Raw genomic sequence first — 14,842 nt, 5'->3', positions numbered from 1 at the left:
GATAATATTTCAAGTGTGGATGTATTAAATTCACGTATTACATCATTTGTTAAAATTCCGCTTCCAAAGCGAAAAGGGAGTTTGACAAGTATTGATGGTTCTAGCAAAGCTTTAATTTCTGATGAAAATTCATACGAGAATCGTGAATTCGAATTAGAATTCGCAACCATGGCTAAGACCGAACAGGAACGATATAACTTAGAGGGTCAGCTATTTACATTGTTTGACGGATTTGATTATAAGCCATTTAGAATATATACAGACCCTAATTTTACATACTTTGTTAAGAACATCGATAATGTGGAAGTTGATAGAATTACACGTTTATCTAATGCTAGAATCTATAAATATAAATTGTCAGCAGCAGCATTTAAATATTTTGAAATCGATAAAGAATTAGCTTTCTCAGAACCTTTTGAGTTAGTTAGTTCTTTTTTATTTGATGCAAAACCGTATTTCAAAATTACTGGTAATGGCGCTGTTAAATTTCAAATTAATGATCGTACTTTTGATTTAAACATTGATGGTTTTATTGAGTTGGATTCAGCTGAAGAAAATCAAGATGCTTTTAAGACCAAAGACGATGGGAACATCACATTCGTTAATGAGAATACGACTATAGACGAATTTCCCTCTCTCTCTCGTGGAGTTAATAAAATCTCCTGGGATGGTGATGTATCACAAGTAATCGTTAGACCAAGGTGGCGAACAATATGACGCCAATTTTATACAAAGCAGATGAAACTGAATTCACAAATAATGGCTTAGGTAAGATAACTGGGATTATCCAAAAAAGTGCTATTGTTCAAAATACACTGAATGGTGCTTATACATTTGATTTTGAATTAGCTAAGAGTAGTCGATTTTACAACGTAGTCAAAGAAGAGATGATAGTTAAAGTTAAACCTGATTCAGTTCGAGATTATGACCTGTTTATGATTACTGACATTGATAAAGATTCTACATCAGGATATGTCAAAGTTTCGTGTAGTCATATTAGTGTGATTCTTAATAATTACATGGCTCAAAGTCAAATTCCAATTGATGGATTTACAGCATCATATATTTTGGATTACATCAAGAACGCCACTAATACTCCTGGTCAATTTAGTTTGACAACCGACATTGATGAACAGTTTGCAGGTACAAACGTTATTTTTGAACCTAATACTAACATCAATGAAATGGTTCTAGGCTCAACCAATTCAATTGCTAAAGTAACTGGTACATACGTGTTAAAAGATAAATTCAATATGAATTTAACTAAGGCCGATGATTTTAAGACAATTGTTTTGAGAAAAGGAAAGAATATCTCAAATATATCTGTAAAACGTTCACTTAATGGATTAGTAACAGCAATCATCCCTTACTACAAGCCTAAAGAGGGAGAAAACAAAGAACCTATATACGGAAGCAAAATAAAAAGTCCACTCTATTCAAAATACCAGCACGAGTACTTGAAAGCAGTGGACTTTTCTAGTGCAGTCAAAGGCGGAAAGGATTTCTCCGCGGAAGCAAACAATTATTTCAATGACAATCCAGGAATCGATAAGCCAGCATATGATGTTGAAATCAATACATTTGAATATCGAAGTCTTAGAAAACAGAAGTTTGAACTTGCTGACTTTGCTAAGATTTATGATCCCGATTTTGATATCAATGTTCAACTAAGAATTTATGAAATGCAATTCGACCCTATTAATGAAAGTGCCACAGTCATTAAAGCAGGTACTCAAGCCACGTCTGTATTTCATAACTTAGAAAAGAAAATTGATAACGTTTCCGGGGATGTTTCAGACGTAAAGGATGATGTTAACGAAACCAACAAAGATGTTTCTGATTTGAAAGCCAGCGACAAAGATAAACAACAACTGATGGACGAATTGAAGAAAAATGTTAACGATACTAGGGATGACATGTTGAGTTATATCAATGGCAGTGGTCGTGATGTAATAAGATTTCTTCCTGATAGAGAAAACCCAACAGATATTGTTGCCAGTGAATCCGGTGGTAACTATGGAATGCGTTGGAACTCTAAAGGTATCTATTATGACGGTAAAGGTACGGTAGCTATTGATAATCGTGGAAACGTATATGCCGATAAATTTGTTGGTCAATCAATTACAGGGGTTCAAATCCGTGGTGGCGAAATATCTGGTGTAACTATCTATGGTGATACAGACATATCACTTGGTTCTGGATCAACCAGAACATCAGTTACTAGTTACGGTATTTCAACGCCAAATATGACTGTATATCAAATTGATGGTGTAAAAGCAATGAATATAGAATCAGGATATCTAATGATTAATGGGGCAAAAATTACCGGTGATAGCTCTGGAAGACTGTACATGGGTGGACTAAGAATTTTAAATGAAAGTGACTTGAAATAATTATGGAAAACAAAGGAAATGCGAACGAAGTAATTAAAGATTTAGCTGGTAAATTAGCTAATACACAGGTTGAGAATTCTATTTTGTTTATTGAAAATAATAATCTTAAAAAAGAAAATGAAAAACTGAAGGTGAAGTTGAATGGCAATGATTTACATAAAAACAAATGATATTGGAGCTGTCACAGATTATTTAAAATCTGATGACGATTCCGAATATAGTTTCAAACTGTTTAATGATTTTAAGCCAGATGAAAAAATTATCGAACAAGGCTATATCTATGTTCATTTAATTGACATTGAATATCCATTATTCGAAAAGTTGCATGATTACTATACATATTTTGATGGTCAACTTCACAGGCCTTATAACTTTGATAGAAAAATAATTGAAAATATATTGAACGGAGGTAATTAAATGAGCTTACAACCAATTATTCTAGATACAGACAAGACAACTCCAATTTACGAGCTACCTTTAAAGATTCGTCAAGGCGACACAGGCGATGAGCTACAAGTAACACTTGGGAAATCATTCGAAAAGTACACTGATTTATCTAAGGTTGACATTGAACTCATTGCCAAAACGCCCGACCAACGACTAATTAAGCAAACTGTGACTGATAAGTCGGGAAATACGTTCAAGGTTAAGTTTCCAGATGAAATGTACACAAATGTCGGCGTATTCAGAAACATGTATTTCAAAATCGGAGACGATTCCACATCAAGCGTGAAGTTAGTCGTGCTGCAAGGGATCGGATCAATTAAAGAGGCAGGAAGCTACATTGATGACTTTGAAACACTGACTGAGGAAGCCGAATCTTATGTTTTGGCCCTAAAAGACTTTGCAGATACCGGAAATGAAAAGATTGATGATAAAATTGCAGAATTAACTGGCAAGATGACTGACTTCGTGGATAAGGCAAAGGAAGATTTGGATACTGCTAAAGAGGCATGGAACAAATTCCAAAATAATTCAGAGACTGATGCTAAGAATCAACGTGATGATTTTAATAGTAAATTCAATACGCTGATGGATAATGACAAATCAGAGTTCAAAACAATTACTGATAATTTCAACAAAGTTATTTCTAATGGTAAGAAACAAAACGCAACTAATCAAAAGGACTTTGATGCTGCTGAATCAAAACGTGAAAAAGATTTTACTAGCCAAAGTGCAGACTTTGAAAAACGATATGTTGCTCAAGGTTCAGACTTTGAAGATAGATTCAAAAAGCTTATTTCAACTCTACAATCTGATTATGACAGCTTTAAGAAATTATTAACTAGTGATGTAGCTGATTTAAATAAGAAGTTAACTGATTTAGGAAAAGATACTACGGCATTACAAACACAAGCGGATAAAATTAGTAACCAGCTTGATTCGGTTGATTTAACTCAAATGACGACCAATAAAAACGATATTGCTAGTTTGCAAACGCAAGTTAATAACAGTGCTGTAGGGACTAACCTGTTAAGTAACAGTAGAGGTAAGTTTCGGCCTAATAAATCAAGAATAGACAACTATATCATTTATACTTCTCCTCTTGCTGTTTCCATTTATATGACACAAGGTCAGCAATATACGGTGCACGCAGACGCTAGTTCTGGTCTTGTTTGGAGTGGCACACAACATCCTAATGTTGAAAGTAATAATGTCGTATTATGGCTGACTGATAAAATAAATAGAGATTATGCGATTATTTCTGATTCAAACACTGGTACTGGGACCACATTTACATGGAACAAACCAAGTGGTAACTATTATCTTCGTGTTAACACATATAATCCGGATAACAGCGGTTATGTCGAAAATGTTAAGATTGAAACAGGTTCCGTAGCTACTGATTACTCACTCAACCCGTCAGACATTGCGACTAATGATGGTGTTCAAACAGCTATCACAAACGCCTTAGACGAAGCCGACTACTCCACAACTGCCGAGGTCGACAGCAAAATTTCTACTGGTGTTGGAAAAGCCAAAACATACGCTGAGCAAAGTATCAAGGATATTATCGGTGCTGCTCCTGATACGCTAGACACTATTGCGGAATTAGCCGATGCCGTAACTAAAAATAAAGACGGTGTTCAAGCTATTAATGATGGAATCACGAAGAAAGCCGACAAGACGGATGTTGCGGCACTGCAGAACACTGTTCAAGCTATGATTACTTCAATCAGTCAAGCCGACTACGATGCGTTAGTTAGTGCTGGAACTGTTGATCCAAAAATTTTGTATGTGATTCCTGATGCTTAAGGAGGTTAGATTATGAATTTAAAAATTGGAGGTAGCAACGTGGGCAAAATTATGTATAACGGTCAAGAGTTTGGTGGCGCAACTAAATTAGAACCGGGTACGATTTTGTATACGTCTAAGACGCCGGAAAAAGGTCTTGAAAGCGTACACTTGCTAAGCACTACAAAGAATTGGTCAAACATTAATGGCATCAACGTTAAGATACATGATGGTAGAAATTTTAAAATCATTTATGCTGACCTCAATATTACTGGCGACGATTTTAAAAGCTTAGATACAGAGAAGGAATATGCAATGGATGACCAAACTATAGTAACTGTATCAAGATCAATTGTTGATGGAGAGTATAGACTAAACATTTCGGCTGATAACTATATTTATACGTTCAAAATTGGAGCTCTTTAAAATTGGTATATGAGATATAAAATCACAGCCTTATAGGCTTATTTTTTTTACGAAAAAACGGGGAGATGAAATATATATGTATGCACCATTACCATTACCAAACGTCGGTCCAATGAATTGGATTGATGCAATGGAACACTTAGACAAAAATCCGCTGCTATTCACACTGGCAGTTTTAATTTTGGCCGATGTGATTACAGGCGTTTCAAAATCATTAGTAACGTCAACAACCGACAGCAGTATCGGCAAAAAAGGATTCGCCATTCATATCACGATCATACTTTTAGTGTGGCTACTTTATCCGTGGTCAATCGCTATCGGATATAAATGGGTAGGCGATGCGGTTCTCTGGTTGTGGATATTTATGTATGCTACGTCAATTACAGAGAACGTAGGACAAATGGGATTACCACTTCCACGATTTATCAAGGATAGACTTAATAAATTAAGTGATTACGCTGAAAATGGCGAACCTAAAAACGAAAATAAGGAGGACAAATAATGAACATTGATAAGAGTTATTTCAGACAAGACACGCCATTGGTGGGAGTTCCACCATTTGGGCAAGTCCACGCTCACTCTACCGGAAATAGTAAATCCATGGCAAAAGAAGATGCTGGATATATGTCGTGGAAAGACTTACCTTCCGGTTTCTTTACTCATGTAGTAGGCAACGGAAAAATCTATCAAACTGCTGCTACTAATCGTGGTGCTTGGGACGTAGGCGGTGGATGGAACTCGTGGGGATATGCTAGTGTTGAATTGATTGAATCACATAAAACCAAAACTGAATTTATGACGGATTATAAGATTTATGTCAATTTATTGCGTGAATTAGCTGTTGAAGCTGGCGTACCGTTGACACTAGATACTTCGGAATACGGGGTAGTAACACATCAATATTGCACTAACAACCAGCCAAATAATCAAAGTGATCATGTTGACCCTTATCCATATTTGGCTAAGTGGGGTATCAGTAAGGCACAATTTCAATCAGATGTTAAAAATGGAATTAATACCGTAGAAAAGCCAAAATCCGCAGTTAATAATGTGGTTCAAGTACTAGATAGTAAAGCGTTTAAGACGTTCACAACTTACGACGGCAACGGAAAGGCGAACGAAGGTTCTTGGATTACACCTAGCTCGAAATGGGTATCTAATTCAATCCAAGTAATTGATAGCAAACCTTATTTCGTGATTGGAAGTAACATCTACCTACCAGAATCATCCACAACGTTCAAAGACAAACTAGTTATTAATGGAGATCAAGCTGAATCTGTCGATAGTAAGGGTGCCGCTATTTCTGGCAGTAACAAGAAATTTAAAGCCGGAAGCGTATGGAAAACGGTCGATAAGCTAGTTAACATCCCTGGAATTGGTTGGTGCTACCAAGTGGCTACAAACGAATATATTCCAGCTAAATATCAACAAGGCTCAGGATTTAAGGGATAAATTTTAAACGGTAAATGCTAGACAAATATAATAATATGCGTTAATTTAAAGGTGTTCATTGACGTGGACAATACTGTAAATTACCTTATTTTTGAATTAACTTTGATAGCATTAGAAGAGTCCATCATCTATTAATTTAGGTGGTGGGCTTTTTTTGTAGATTAATTTATTAAAAAAATTGAAAAAGACTGGTCAAGCTGGTAACATAATATACGAAGCAAAACCTTTATATGCTGGTCTTGCTTAATTCTCGTTGTTGATATAGCTGACGGTACGCTATATTGCTAGATAGAGGCCTAAATCTATCCCTAGTCCTAATTGGAGACTATTTCAATTCTGTATCGTAAATTATTAGTCGTCTTTCACTTGAAGGACGGCTTTTTTTAAAGGGTAAATTTATGAAGTTTAATTCCGAAAGCATACCATTAAATCATTTAATAATCGATAGTCAAAAGGATATAAATTTTAAAGCAATCCTAGATGACTATTCTAGTAATTTTGCAAACAAAAAGGTAGAAGTTAAAACTAACTACAATTTGTTGGGCTCTTTCGTTATTTCTTTTAATCGAAATGATCTTCCTCATTTAATGGGATGGAATAAATTGAGGAATAAGCGTGCAACCCAATTGTTATCAGATGTTGACAATTTAAGATTAACAAAGGAAAATTCTAGATCAAATCCCAAATGGCATGAAGTTTCACAGCGAATTATGTCATATAATTTCTTACACAGAATATTTTATGATCGTGATATTGATGCCTGCGTTTTAACCAGAGATATGAAGCCAAACAGATTAAAGTTAGATATTGTTTTTTTATATCCAAGAACAAAAGATTGCATAGTTTTTGGGTTACGAAAGCCTAAAAACCGCGACGTGTTTATACCAACGACACTTCATGTTGAAAAATTAAAAAATGACTATGAATATAGAAGAAAGACTAGAATAAATAAAATTGAGTGGATAAAATAAAAAATCGCTAGTCAATTAAGACTAACGATTATAATTTGCATTCCCACTTTATTTTTTTCGTGACACACTCGTGACACACTTTTTTCATAATTATCTGTAATACATCGAAACTTTTAAAAAAATAAAACGTTGATTTATCAGCATTTCATAACATATCGAAACGTATCGAAACCTATATAAGCGAACTACGAGAATCGAACTCGCGACACTAGCTTGGGAAGCTGGTATTTTACCATTAAACTAAGTTCGCATTTGATAACTATACAATTATACAATATTTTGATCTAAAATGATAAGAAATATTTAAAAAAGTTCGATGAATTTACAATATAAATTGATTTTTAGTTTTCATTACCATAAAATCAAGAGTGACGATGAATTTTTATCAATAAATTGCATCAAGGAGAAGATAATAATGAAAAAAACATTGGTTACTTTATTAGCCGCTGTTTCATTAATGGGTGGTTTTGCTACTGTAGCAACTGGTTGTTCAAATAACAGTACGCAACAAGCGGAACAACATTCTGCTAAGAAGATCACAAAGAGTGAGATCAAAAACCAAGTTTACACTGGCGTCAGCAAGGATAACAAGGATGAGTATATTACTTTCTTTACTGGTAAAGATAAAAAAACTGTTCAATTTGTACGTGTAAGCAAGAACGGTTCAAAGAAAGTGATTACTGACTTCAAGAAAGCCAAAATCGTTATGAACAAGGATAATGCTAAAAAGTTCAAGATTGATGGCTTCAGAATTATCAAGGAACCTGACTTCAACTGGAAATTCACTAAGGTCGGCAAAACTACTATCAAAACTTCTGATGGCAAGCAATGGAAACTTTATGAAGGTTCACACAAAGATGCTGTTAAATCAGTACAAAAGAACGGAAAATAATTAATATTTCAAACTCCACTAGTACATCTCTTTATATAGAAGGATGTGCTAGTGGAGTTTTTTTACATGATATTTTTTATTATTTCATTATCATATTTCAAAAAATATATCTTATACATATTGAAAATAAATCTTAAGACTACCGAATATTTTATTTAAGTAGTCTTTTTTTAATAGATAATTAGTTTTTTAAATGAACAAAATATTGTAAATTAATTGATTTCAGAAAAGTATTTATAAAATTATATCCTGTTATTTCTCTATTTCGAAAAATAATTTTTAATTAAAATTTCTCTAATTAGTGCAAACGCTTGCTAGATATAATGCGAATTAGCTTTCCTCGAAAAATTAGAAAATATTTCATACTAGAATAGTTTCATGAAATCGCTTGCAAAACACATACCTGTCCGATATAGTGGGTGTTGGTAACGGAATTCAAAATTAAGGAGTGATTTTTTATGACTATGCCAATCCATGTTACTTCAGAAATTGGAAAATTGGATGTCGTAATGTTGAAACGTCCCGGACAAGAAGTTGAAAACATTACACCCGACACAATGCCCCGACTATTGTTCGATGATATCCCATATTTGCCAATTGCCCAAAAGGAGCATGACAATTTTGCTCAAATCTTAAGAGATAATGGAACAGAAGTTCTTTATCTTGAAGATTTAGCTGCAGAAGCTATCGATGCTGGAAATGTTAAAGAAGCATTTGTAGAGAAGATGCTTCGTGAATCAGATTACGCTGTTGGTGCAGACCATGACGCATTGAAGGAATTCTTGATGAGTCTTGATACACACGCAATGGTAAATCAATTAATGATCGGTGTTCGTAAGAATGATATCGACTTCAAGCCAACTGACTTAGTTAGTGCCGCTGAAGATTCAGAATATCCATTCTTCATGGACCCAATGCCAAACCTTTACTTTACTCGCGACCCGGCAGCTTCAATCGGTGATGGTTTGAGCATTAACCACATGACTTTCGCTGCAAGACAACGTGAATCAATGTTTATGGAAGCAATTATTAAATATCATCCACGTTTTGCAAACAAGGGCTTGCACGTATGGCGTGATAGAAACCATACACACCGTATCGAAGGTGGAGATGAATTAGTACTTAGCGATCACGTATTAGCAATCGGTGTTTCACAAAGAACATCAGCAACTGCTATTCAAGACATCGCTAGAAACTTGTTCAAGGACAGCAAATACGACACAGTAATTGCTATCAAGATTCCACACAACCACGCAATGATGCATTTGGATACTGTATTTACAATGATCAACTACGATCAATTTACAGTTCATCCAGGAATCCTTGGCGAAGGTGGCAAGATCGATACGTGGACAATTCACCCAACTAAAGATGGTGATTTGACTTATGAACACAACCAAGATCTGAAGGCTGTTCTAAAGAAAGAACTTGGTCTTGATGATCTAGATTTGATCCCAACTGGTAATGGTGATCCTATCGTTGCTCCTAGAGAACAATGGAATGATGGATCAAATACTTTAGCAATCGCACCTGGTGTCGTTGTTACTTATGACCGTAACTACGTTTCAAATGAAATGCTAAGACAACACGGCTTGAAGGTATTGGAAACAATCTCAAGTGAGTTATCACGTGGTCGTGGGGGCCCTCGTTGCATGAGTATGCCATTAGTACGTGAAGACTTAAAGTAAAATTAATTTAATTAGAAAAAATGTGCTAGACTAGCTTTAACTCATCATTTTGGAGGGATCATTTTGGACTATAAAGGAAAAGAAACATCAGTATTTCAAGGCAGAAGCCTTTTAGCTGAAAAAGACTATACACCTGCAGAATTGGAATACTTAATTGATTTTGGACTTCATTTAAAAGCTCTTAAGAAAAAGGGCATACCACATCATTATCTAGAAGGTAAGAACATTGCCTTACTATTTGAAAAGACATCAACAAGAACACGTTCAGCTTTTACTACAGCTGCTATTGATTTAGGTGCTCACCCCGAATTCTTGGGTGCCGGCGATATTCAACTAGGTAAAAAAGAAAGTGTTGAAGATACAGGACGTGTTCTAGGTAGCATGTTTGACGGTATCGAATTCCGTGGATTCTCACAACAAGTTGTTGAAGATCTTGCTAAATATTCAGGCGTTCCAGTTTGGAATGGTTTGACAGATGAATGGCATCCAACACAAATGTTAGCTGACTTCATGACAATGAAAGAAACATTTGGCAGCTTAAAAGGTAAGACTTTGACATTCGTTGGTGATGGTAGAAACAACATGGCTAATAGTTTCTTAGTTACAGGTTCAATGCTTGGAGTTAATATCCACATCGTTGCACCTAAGGAATTGTTCCCAGATCAAAGCGTTGTTGATACTGCTAAGAAGTATGCTGACGAATCTGGCAGCAAATTCTTAATTACAGATAACATCGAAGAAGGTGTTAAAGGTACAAACGTTATCTATACGGATGTATGGGTATCAATGGGTGAAGAAAGTCAATGGGATGAAAGAATTAAACTTCTCAAACCATATCAAGTAAACATGGATATGATCGAAAAGACTGGTCAACCTGATGACCAAATCATCTTCATGCATTGCCTACCAGCATTCCATGATACAAATACACAATATGGACAAGACATCAAAGACAAATATGGTCTAAGTGAAATGGAAGTAACAGACGAAGTCTTCAGAAGCAAATATGCACGTCAATTTGAAGAAGCTGAAAACAGAATGCACTCCATTAAAGCCATTATGGCAGCAACTCTAGGTAACTTGTTCATCCCTAAGGTTTAATCAGTTATTGAAGAAGGGCTAATCGTAATGGTTGGCCCTTTTTCATTTTTTAATTTTTGAAAAAATAAGGAATGATTAATATGGAAGAAAAGAAGGGTCTATCACTCGGAGCTTTGACAGCAGCGGTTGTCACAAGTTCTATTGGCTCAGGTGTTTTTACCTTAACCAGCTCACTAGCGTCAGGAGCAGCTCCTGGTCCAGTTTTATTGGCATGGATCGTCGTTGGATTTGGAATTATGATGTTAGCCATGTCGTTGAATAATTTGTTATTGAAACAACCAGAATCTGAAGGTATTCAGGCGTATGCGCAAGTCGGTTTTGGAAATTTTGCTGGATTTGTTAGTGGATGGGGTTATTGGCTATCAGCTTGGTTAGGAAACGTGGCCTTTGCGACCGTCTTAATGAGTTCATTAGGTTACTTTTTTCCAATCTTTAAAGGTGGACAAAACATTCCTTCGGTAATTTTTGCAAGTATTGTTTCTTGGATGTTGACCTTTATCGTTAATCGTGGGGTTGAATCAGCTGCTGCGATGAACACAATTATTACTATTTGTAAGTTGATTCCATTATTTGCCTTTATCATTGTCGGAATTTTCGTATTTAAAGGTGGAATCTTTACAGCTCATTTCTGGTCAAATGTGGCTAGTGGTGTAGCTGGAAGTAGTAATTTAGTCGAACAATTTAGATCGTGTTTGATGATCATGATGTGGGTCTTCGTTGGTGTTGAAGGCGCCAGTATGTTGTCATCTCGTGCTAAAAGTAAAAATGACGCCGGAAAAGCTACAATCATTGGAATCATCAGTTTACTAGTAATTTATGTTTTAGCTTCAGTTTTACCATATGGTTACTTGTCACAAAATGAATTAGCTAAGATCAATCAACCTGCTATGCTTTATATTTTCCAAGATATGGTTGGAAAATGGGGTGGTGCCTTTATCGGTATCGGCTTGATAATTGCTATTTTGGGTTCTTGGTTATCTTGGACAATGTTACCAGCTGATACGACAATGTTGATGGCTGAAGAAAAAATGTTGCCATCTTCATTTGGTAAAAAGAATAAAAACGGTGCGCCAACTTTCTCATTAGTTTTGACGGCCGGTTTGATTCAAGTCTTCTTGATAATCCTTTTATTCTCTGAAGAAGCCTACAATTTTGCCTTGTCACTTTGTACGGCTGCTATCGTAGTTTGCTATATCTTCGTTGGTTTGTATCAAATCAAATTCTCACTCCAAAATAAAGATACAAAACAATTGTGGATAGGAATCTTTGCGGCAGCTTTTCAAATTATCGCTATTGCCTTGGCTGGTTTACATTACTTAATGCTAGTTTGTATCGGTTATTTGCCAGGAATCTATTTCTACTATCGTGCCAAAAAAGAATATGGCCTCGACGGTGGAAAACTAACAAAATCAGAGATTATGTGGTCAATAATTATCGTTATGTTAGCAATCATCAGTATTGTTATGACTGCTACTGGTTCAATAAAAATCTAGGAAGTGTTGAATATGAAAATAGCTGGATTTGGTGTTGAAGAGTGGTTAAATGTCCACGAACGAGAAGCCAAGTACGATTTGGCTCAAAGTACGATCACATCATTTTCCATGGATGAGATCAAGAAATTGACCCAAGCTGATATTTATAATCAACTTAACGAACAAAAAATGAATTATGGTTGGATCGAAGGTTCACCAACTTTTAAAAAAGAAGTAAGCAAAATGTATCAGAATGTTGCTCCCGACAATATTCTGCAGACTAATGGTGCTACTGGTGCTAATCTTTTGGCAATTTATTCTTTGATTGAGCCAGGAGATCACGTTATCAGCGTTTATCCTAGTTATCAACAGCTCTATGACATCCCGAGATCATTAGGAGCTGAGGTTAGCTTTTGGAAATTACGTGAAGATAAGAATTGGTATCCAGACATCGAAGAATTAAAGAAATTGATTCGTCCGAATACTAAGATGATCTGCATTAACAACGCGAATAATCCAACTGGAACGATTTTAGATAGGAAGTTTTTAAAACAAGTCGTTGAAGTTGCCAAAAGCGTCGGTGCTTATATTTTAGTGGACGAAGTTTATTTACCGTTTGATGACAGTGTTGATTTTGCCCCAATCGTTGATTTGTACGACAAGGGTATTTCCACTAATTCATTATCCAAAACTTATTCAATGCCAGGAATTCGAGTGGGTTGGACGGCCACTAATTCAAAACTGGCTGATCTCTTTAGAAAGTATCGTGACTATACGATGATCTGCTCAGGTGTTTTCAGCGACCAGATGGCATGTTTGATTTTGGAAAATAAAGATAAAGTGTTAAATCGTAATAAGAAGATCGTGCTCGATAATTTAGCATATTTCAAAGACTGGGTTCAAAAAACAGATAAAATCAGTTGCGTCTTTCCAAATGGGGTGTCGACGTCATTTGTGAAACTCGAAACTAAAAAATCTAGCTTAGAATTCTGTAAAGATTTATTGAAAGATACTGGAGTCCTACTAGTTCCAGGAGAAGCTTTTGATACACCGGGATATGCCAGATTAGGATATTGTGCACCACATGAGACCTTGACCAAAGGTTTAGAAGTTTTAGGAGATTATTTACAAGCTAATTAGGCGATTTTTTCGCTCATTTTGAGGAGAGTTATTATGACAAAAGAACGTATCGTGGTTGCTTTAGGTGGTAACGCTATTTTAAGTAAGGATGCTAGTGCAAAAGCTCAACAACAAGCTGTTATGAAAACTTGCGAGTCACTAGTAGAATTCGTTAAGAGTGATAAAGATTTAATCATTACACATGGTAATGGTCCACAAGTTGGTAATTTATTGTTACAACAAGCTGCAGCGGACAGTGAAAAGAATCCAGCTTTGCCATTAGACACTTGTGGTGCGATGACAGAAGGTAGTATTGGATACTGGTTCCAAAATGCTATGAAAGAAGTCATGCTAAAAAATGGTATCAACAAGCAAGTTGTTACTTTGATCACACAAACAATCGTTGACCAAGATGACCCAGCTTTCAGTGATCCGACAAAACCTATTGGACCTTTCTATACTGAAGATGAAGTTCCAAGTCTTCAAAAAGAACATCCAGACTGGGTAATCGTTGAAGATGCTGGCCGTGGATATCGTCGCGTCGTTCCATCACCAAAACCAGTTGAAATTAACGAATATCCAGCTATCGAAGCAATTTCAAAGGCTGGTGTTATTCCAATCGTTGCCGGTGGTGGCGGTATTCCAGTAGTGAAAGATGGGGACAAACTAATTGGTAAGGAAGCCGTTATCGATAAAGATTTCGGTGCTTCTAAGATTGCTCAATTGGTTGATGCTGATAAATTAATCATTTTGACTTCCGTTGGAGGAGTCTTCTACAATTTCGGTAAGCCAAATCAAGAAGAGATTTTTGATGTTACAGCTGATGAAATTCAAACACACATTGACAATGAAGAATTTGCCAAAGGTAGTATGATGCCTAAGGTTCAAGCTGCCGTGGCTTTTGTTAAGGCAACTGGTAAACCTGCTGTAATTGGTGCCTTGGATGACGTTAAAGAAATCATTGCTGGTAATAAGGGAACAGTTATTCACAAATAATTATTGTTATTAGCAAATTAATGTGCTATCATACTTGTGCAAAAGAGGGAATAATTAATCATAAGATTTTAAGCGAGGTCATGTCTTGGTGAGAGTT

Annotated in this window: 15 protein-coding genes and 1 tRNA gene; 15 read left to right on the top strand and 1 reads right to left on the bottom strand. The window is 35.8% G+C overall.

Translation table 11 applies throughout. The annotated features are described in order from the left end of the window. Window positions 1-15: 15 nt before the first annotated feature. The 9 genes from FC88_RS10940 to FC88_RS10905 all read left to right on the top strand — a co-directional run bounded on the left by FC88_RS10940 (window position 16) and on the right by FC88_RS10905 (window position 7,477). Window positions 16-717, top strand: a complete 702-nt coding sequence (locus tag FC88_RS10940) for a hypothetical protein (RefSeq protein ID WP_057815580.1) — start codon at window positions 16-18, stop codon at window positions 715-717. Beyond that, window positions 714-2,393 carry a phage tail spike protein gene (locus FC88_RS10935; RefSeq protein WP_057815578.1) on the top strand — a complete coding sequence of 560 codons (1,680 nt, stop codon included), beginning with the start codon at window positions 714-716 and terminating at the stop codon, window positions 2,391-2,393. Before FC88_RS10940 ends, FC88_RS10935 begins: the two co-directional genes overlap by 4 nt. A 2-nt stretch (window positions 2,394-2,395) precedes the next feature. Continuing rightward, the gene (locus tag FC88_RS12940; RefSeq protein WP_157060466.1) at window positions 2,396-2,563 is read left to right on the top strand and encodes a hypothetical protein; all 168 of its coding nucleotides are present in this window, start codon (window positions 2,396-2,398) and stop codon (window positions 2,561-2,563) included. Next, window positions 2,535-2,810: a hypothetical protein gene (locus tag FC88_RS10930; RefSeq protein ID WP_057815577.1), complete on the top strand. Its 276-nt coding sequence runs from the start codon at window positions 2,535-2,537 to the stop codon at window positions 2,808-2,810. The genes FC88_RS12940 and FC88_RS10930 overlap by 29 nt, the downstream gene beginning before the upstream one ends. Then, on the top strand, window positions 2,811-4,649 hold the full coding sequence (locus FC88_RS10925; protein WP_057815575.1) for a hypothetical protein: 1,839 nt from the start codon (window positions 2,811-2,813) through the stop codon (window positions 4,647-4,649). Between the two features lie 39 nt (window positions 4,650-4,688). Beyond that, the gene (locus tag FC88_RS10920) at window positions 4,689-5,054 is read left to right on the top strand and encodes a hypothetical protein (protein WP_149029823.1); all 366 of its coding nucleotides are present in this window, start codon (window positions 4,689-4,691) and stop codon (window positions 5,052-5,054) included. A gap of 76 nt (window positions 5,055-5,130) precedes the next feature. Then, complete coding sequence (locus tag FC88_RS10915) at window positions 5,131-5,556, top strand: phage holin family protein (protein ID WP_057815571.1); 426 nt, start codon at window positions 5,131-5,133, stop codon at window positions 5,554-5,556. Next, window positions 5,556-6,506 carry an SLAP domain-containing protein gene (locus tag FC88_RS13310; protein ID WP_083484640.1) on the top strand — a complete coding sequence of 317 codons (951 nt, stop codon included), beginning with the start codon at window positions 5,556-5,558 and terminating at the stop codon, window positions 6,504-6,506. Before FC88_RS10915 ends, FC88_RS13310 begins: the two co-directional genes overlap by 1 nt. Window positions 6,507-6,904: 398 nt before the next feature. After that, window positions 6,905-7,477: a PBECR4 domain-containing protein gene (locus FC88_RS10905; protein WP_057815568.1), complete on the top strand. Its 573-nt coding sequence runs from the start codon at window positions 6,905-6,907 to the stop codon at window positions 7,475-7,477. A 179-nt stretch (window positions 7,478-7,656) separates the two neighbouring features. Here the strand turns inward: FC88_RS10905 and FC88_RS10900 are convergent. Next, window positions 7,657-7,727: transfer RNA gene (locus tag FC88_RS10900), tRNA-Gly, on the bottom strand. 165 nt (window positions 7,728-7,892) lie between these two features. On the opposite strand from FC88_RS10900, the gene FC88_RS10895 reads away from it, so the two are divergent. The 6 genes from FC88_RS10895 to arcC all read left to right on the top strand — a co-directional run bounded on the left by FC88_RS10895 (window position 7,893) and on the right by arcC (window position 14,745). Beyond that, complete coding sequence (locus FC88_RS10895; RefSeq protein WP_057815566.1) at window positions 7,893-8,369, top strand: hypothetical protein; 477 nt, start codon at window positions 7,893-7,895, stop codon at window positions 8,367-8,369. 458 nt (window positions 8,370-8,827) lie between these two features. Continuing rightward, window positions 8,828-10,057: an arginine deiminase gene (arcA, locus tag FC88_RS10890; protein ID WP_010019312.1), complete on the top strand. Its 1,230-nt coding sequence runs from the start codon at window positions 8,828-8,830 to the stop codon at window positions 10,055-10,057. 63 nt (window positions 10,058-10,120) lie between these two features. Beyond that, complete coding sequence (argF, locus tag FC88_RS10885) at window positions 10,121-11,158, top strand: ornithine carbamoyltransferase (protein WP_057815564.1); 1,038 nt, start codon at window positions 10,121-10,123, stop codon at window positions 11,156-11,158. Between the two features lie 80 nt (window positions 11,159-11,238). Then, on the top strand, window positions 11,239-12,651 hold the full coding sequence (gene arcD, locus FC88_RS10880; protein WP_083484639.1) for an arginine-ornithine antiporter: 1,413 nt from the start codon (window positions 11,239-11,241) through the stop codon (window positions 12,649-12,651). Between the two features lie 12 nt (window positions 12,652-12,663). Next, window positions 12,664-13,770: an aminotransferase gene (locus tag FC88_RS10875; RefSeq protein ID WP_057815560.1), complete on the top strand. Its 1,107-nt coding sequence runs from the start codon at window positions 12,664-12,666 to the stop codon at window positions 13,768-13,770. A 33-nt stretch (window positions 13,771-13,803) separates the two neighbouring features. Beyond that, window positions 13,804-14,745 carry a carbamate kinase gene (gene arcC / locus FC88_RS10870; protein WP_057815559.1) on the top strand — a complete coding sequence of 314 codons (942 nt, stop codon included), beginning with the start codon at window positions 13,804-13,806 and terminating at the stop codon, window positions 14,743-14,745. Window positions 14,746-14,842: the final 97 nt, after the last annotated feature.

The organism is Companilactobacillus futsaii JCM 17355, assembly GCF_001435505.1.
Taxonomy (GTDB): Bacteria; Bacillota; Bacilli; order Lactobacillales; family Lactobacillaceae; genus Companilactobacillus; species Companilactobacillus futsaii.
The sequence above is the reverse complement of the archived record's forward strand: the minus strand, read 5'-3'. Positions and strand labels throughout refer to the sequence as shown.

Bases quoted from the DNA above. Each gene is read 5' to 3' on its own strand.
- FC88_RS10935 (WP_057815578.1), top strand. From the start codon at position 714: ATGACGCCAATTTTATACAAAGCAGATGAAACTGAATTCACAAATAAT.
- FC88_RS12940 (WP_157060466.1), top strand. From the start codon at position 2,396: ATGGAAAACAAAGGAAATGCGAACGAAGTAATTAAAGATTTAGCTGGT.
- FC88_RS10930 (WP_057815577.1), top strand. From the start codon at position 2,535: ATGGCAATGATTTACATAAAAACAAATGATATTGGAGCTGTCACAGAT.
- FC88_RS10925 (WP_057815575.1), top strand. From the start codon at position 2,811: ATGAGCTTACAACCAATTATTCTAGATACAGACAAGACAACTCCAATT.
- FC88_RS10915 (WP_057815571.1), top strand. From the start codon at position 5,131: ATGTATGCACCATTACCATTACCAAACGTCGGTCCAATGAATTGGATT.
- FC88_RS13310 (WP_083484640.1), top strand. From the start codon at position 5,556: ATGAACATTGATAAGAGTTATTTCAGACAAGACACGCCATTGGTGGGA.
- FC88_RS10905 (WP_057815568.1), top strand. From the start codon at position 6,905: ATGAAGTTTAATTCCGAAAGCATACCATTAAATCATTTAATAATCGAT.
- FC88_RS10895 (WP_057815566.1), top strand. From the start codon at position 7,893: ATGAAAAAAACATTGGTTACTTTATTAGCCGCTGTTTCATTAATGGGT.
- arcA (WP_010019312.1), top strand. From the start codon at position 8,828: ATGACTATGCCAATCCATGTTACTTCAGAAATTGGAAAATTGGATGTC.
- arcD (WP_083484639.1), top strand. From the start codon at position 11,239: ATGGAAGAAAAGAAGGGTCTATCACTCGGAGCTTTGACAGCAGCGGTT.
- FC88_RS10875 (WP_057815560.1), top strand. From the start codon at position 12,664: ATGAAAATAGCTGGATTTGGTGTTGAAGAGTGGTTAAATGTCCACGAA.
- arcC (WP_057815559.1), top strand. From the start codon at position 13,804: ATGACAAAAGAACGTATCGTGGTTGCTTTAGGTGGTAACGCTATTTTA.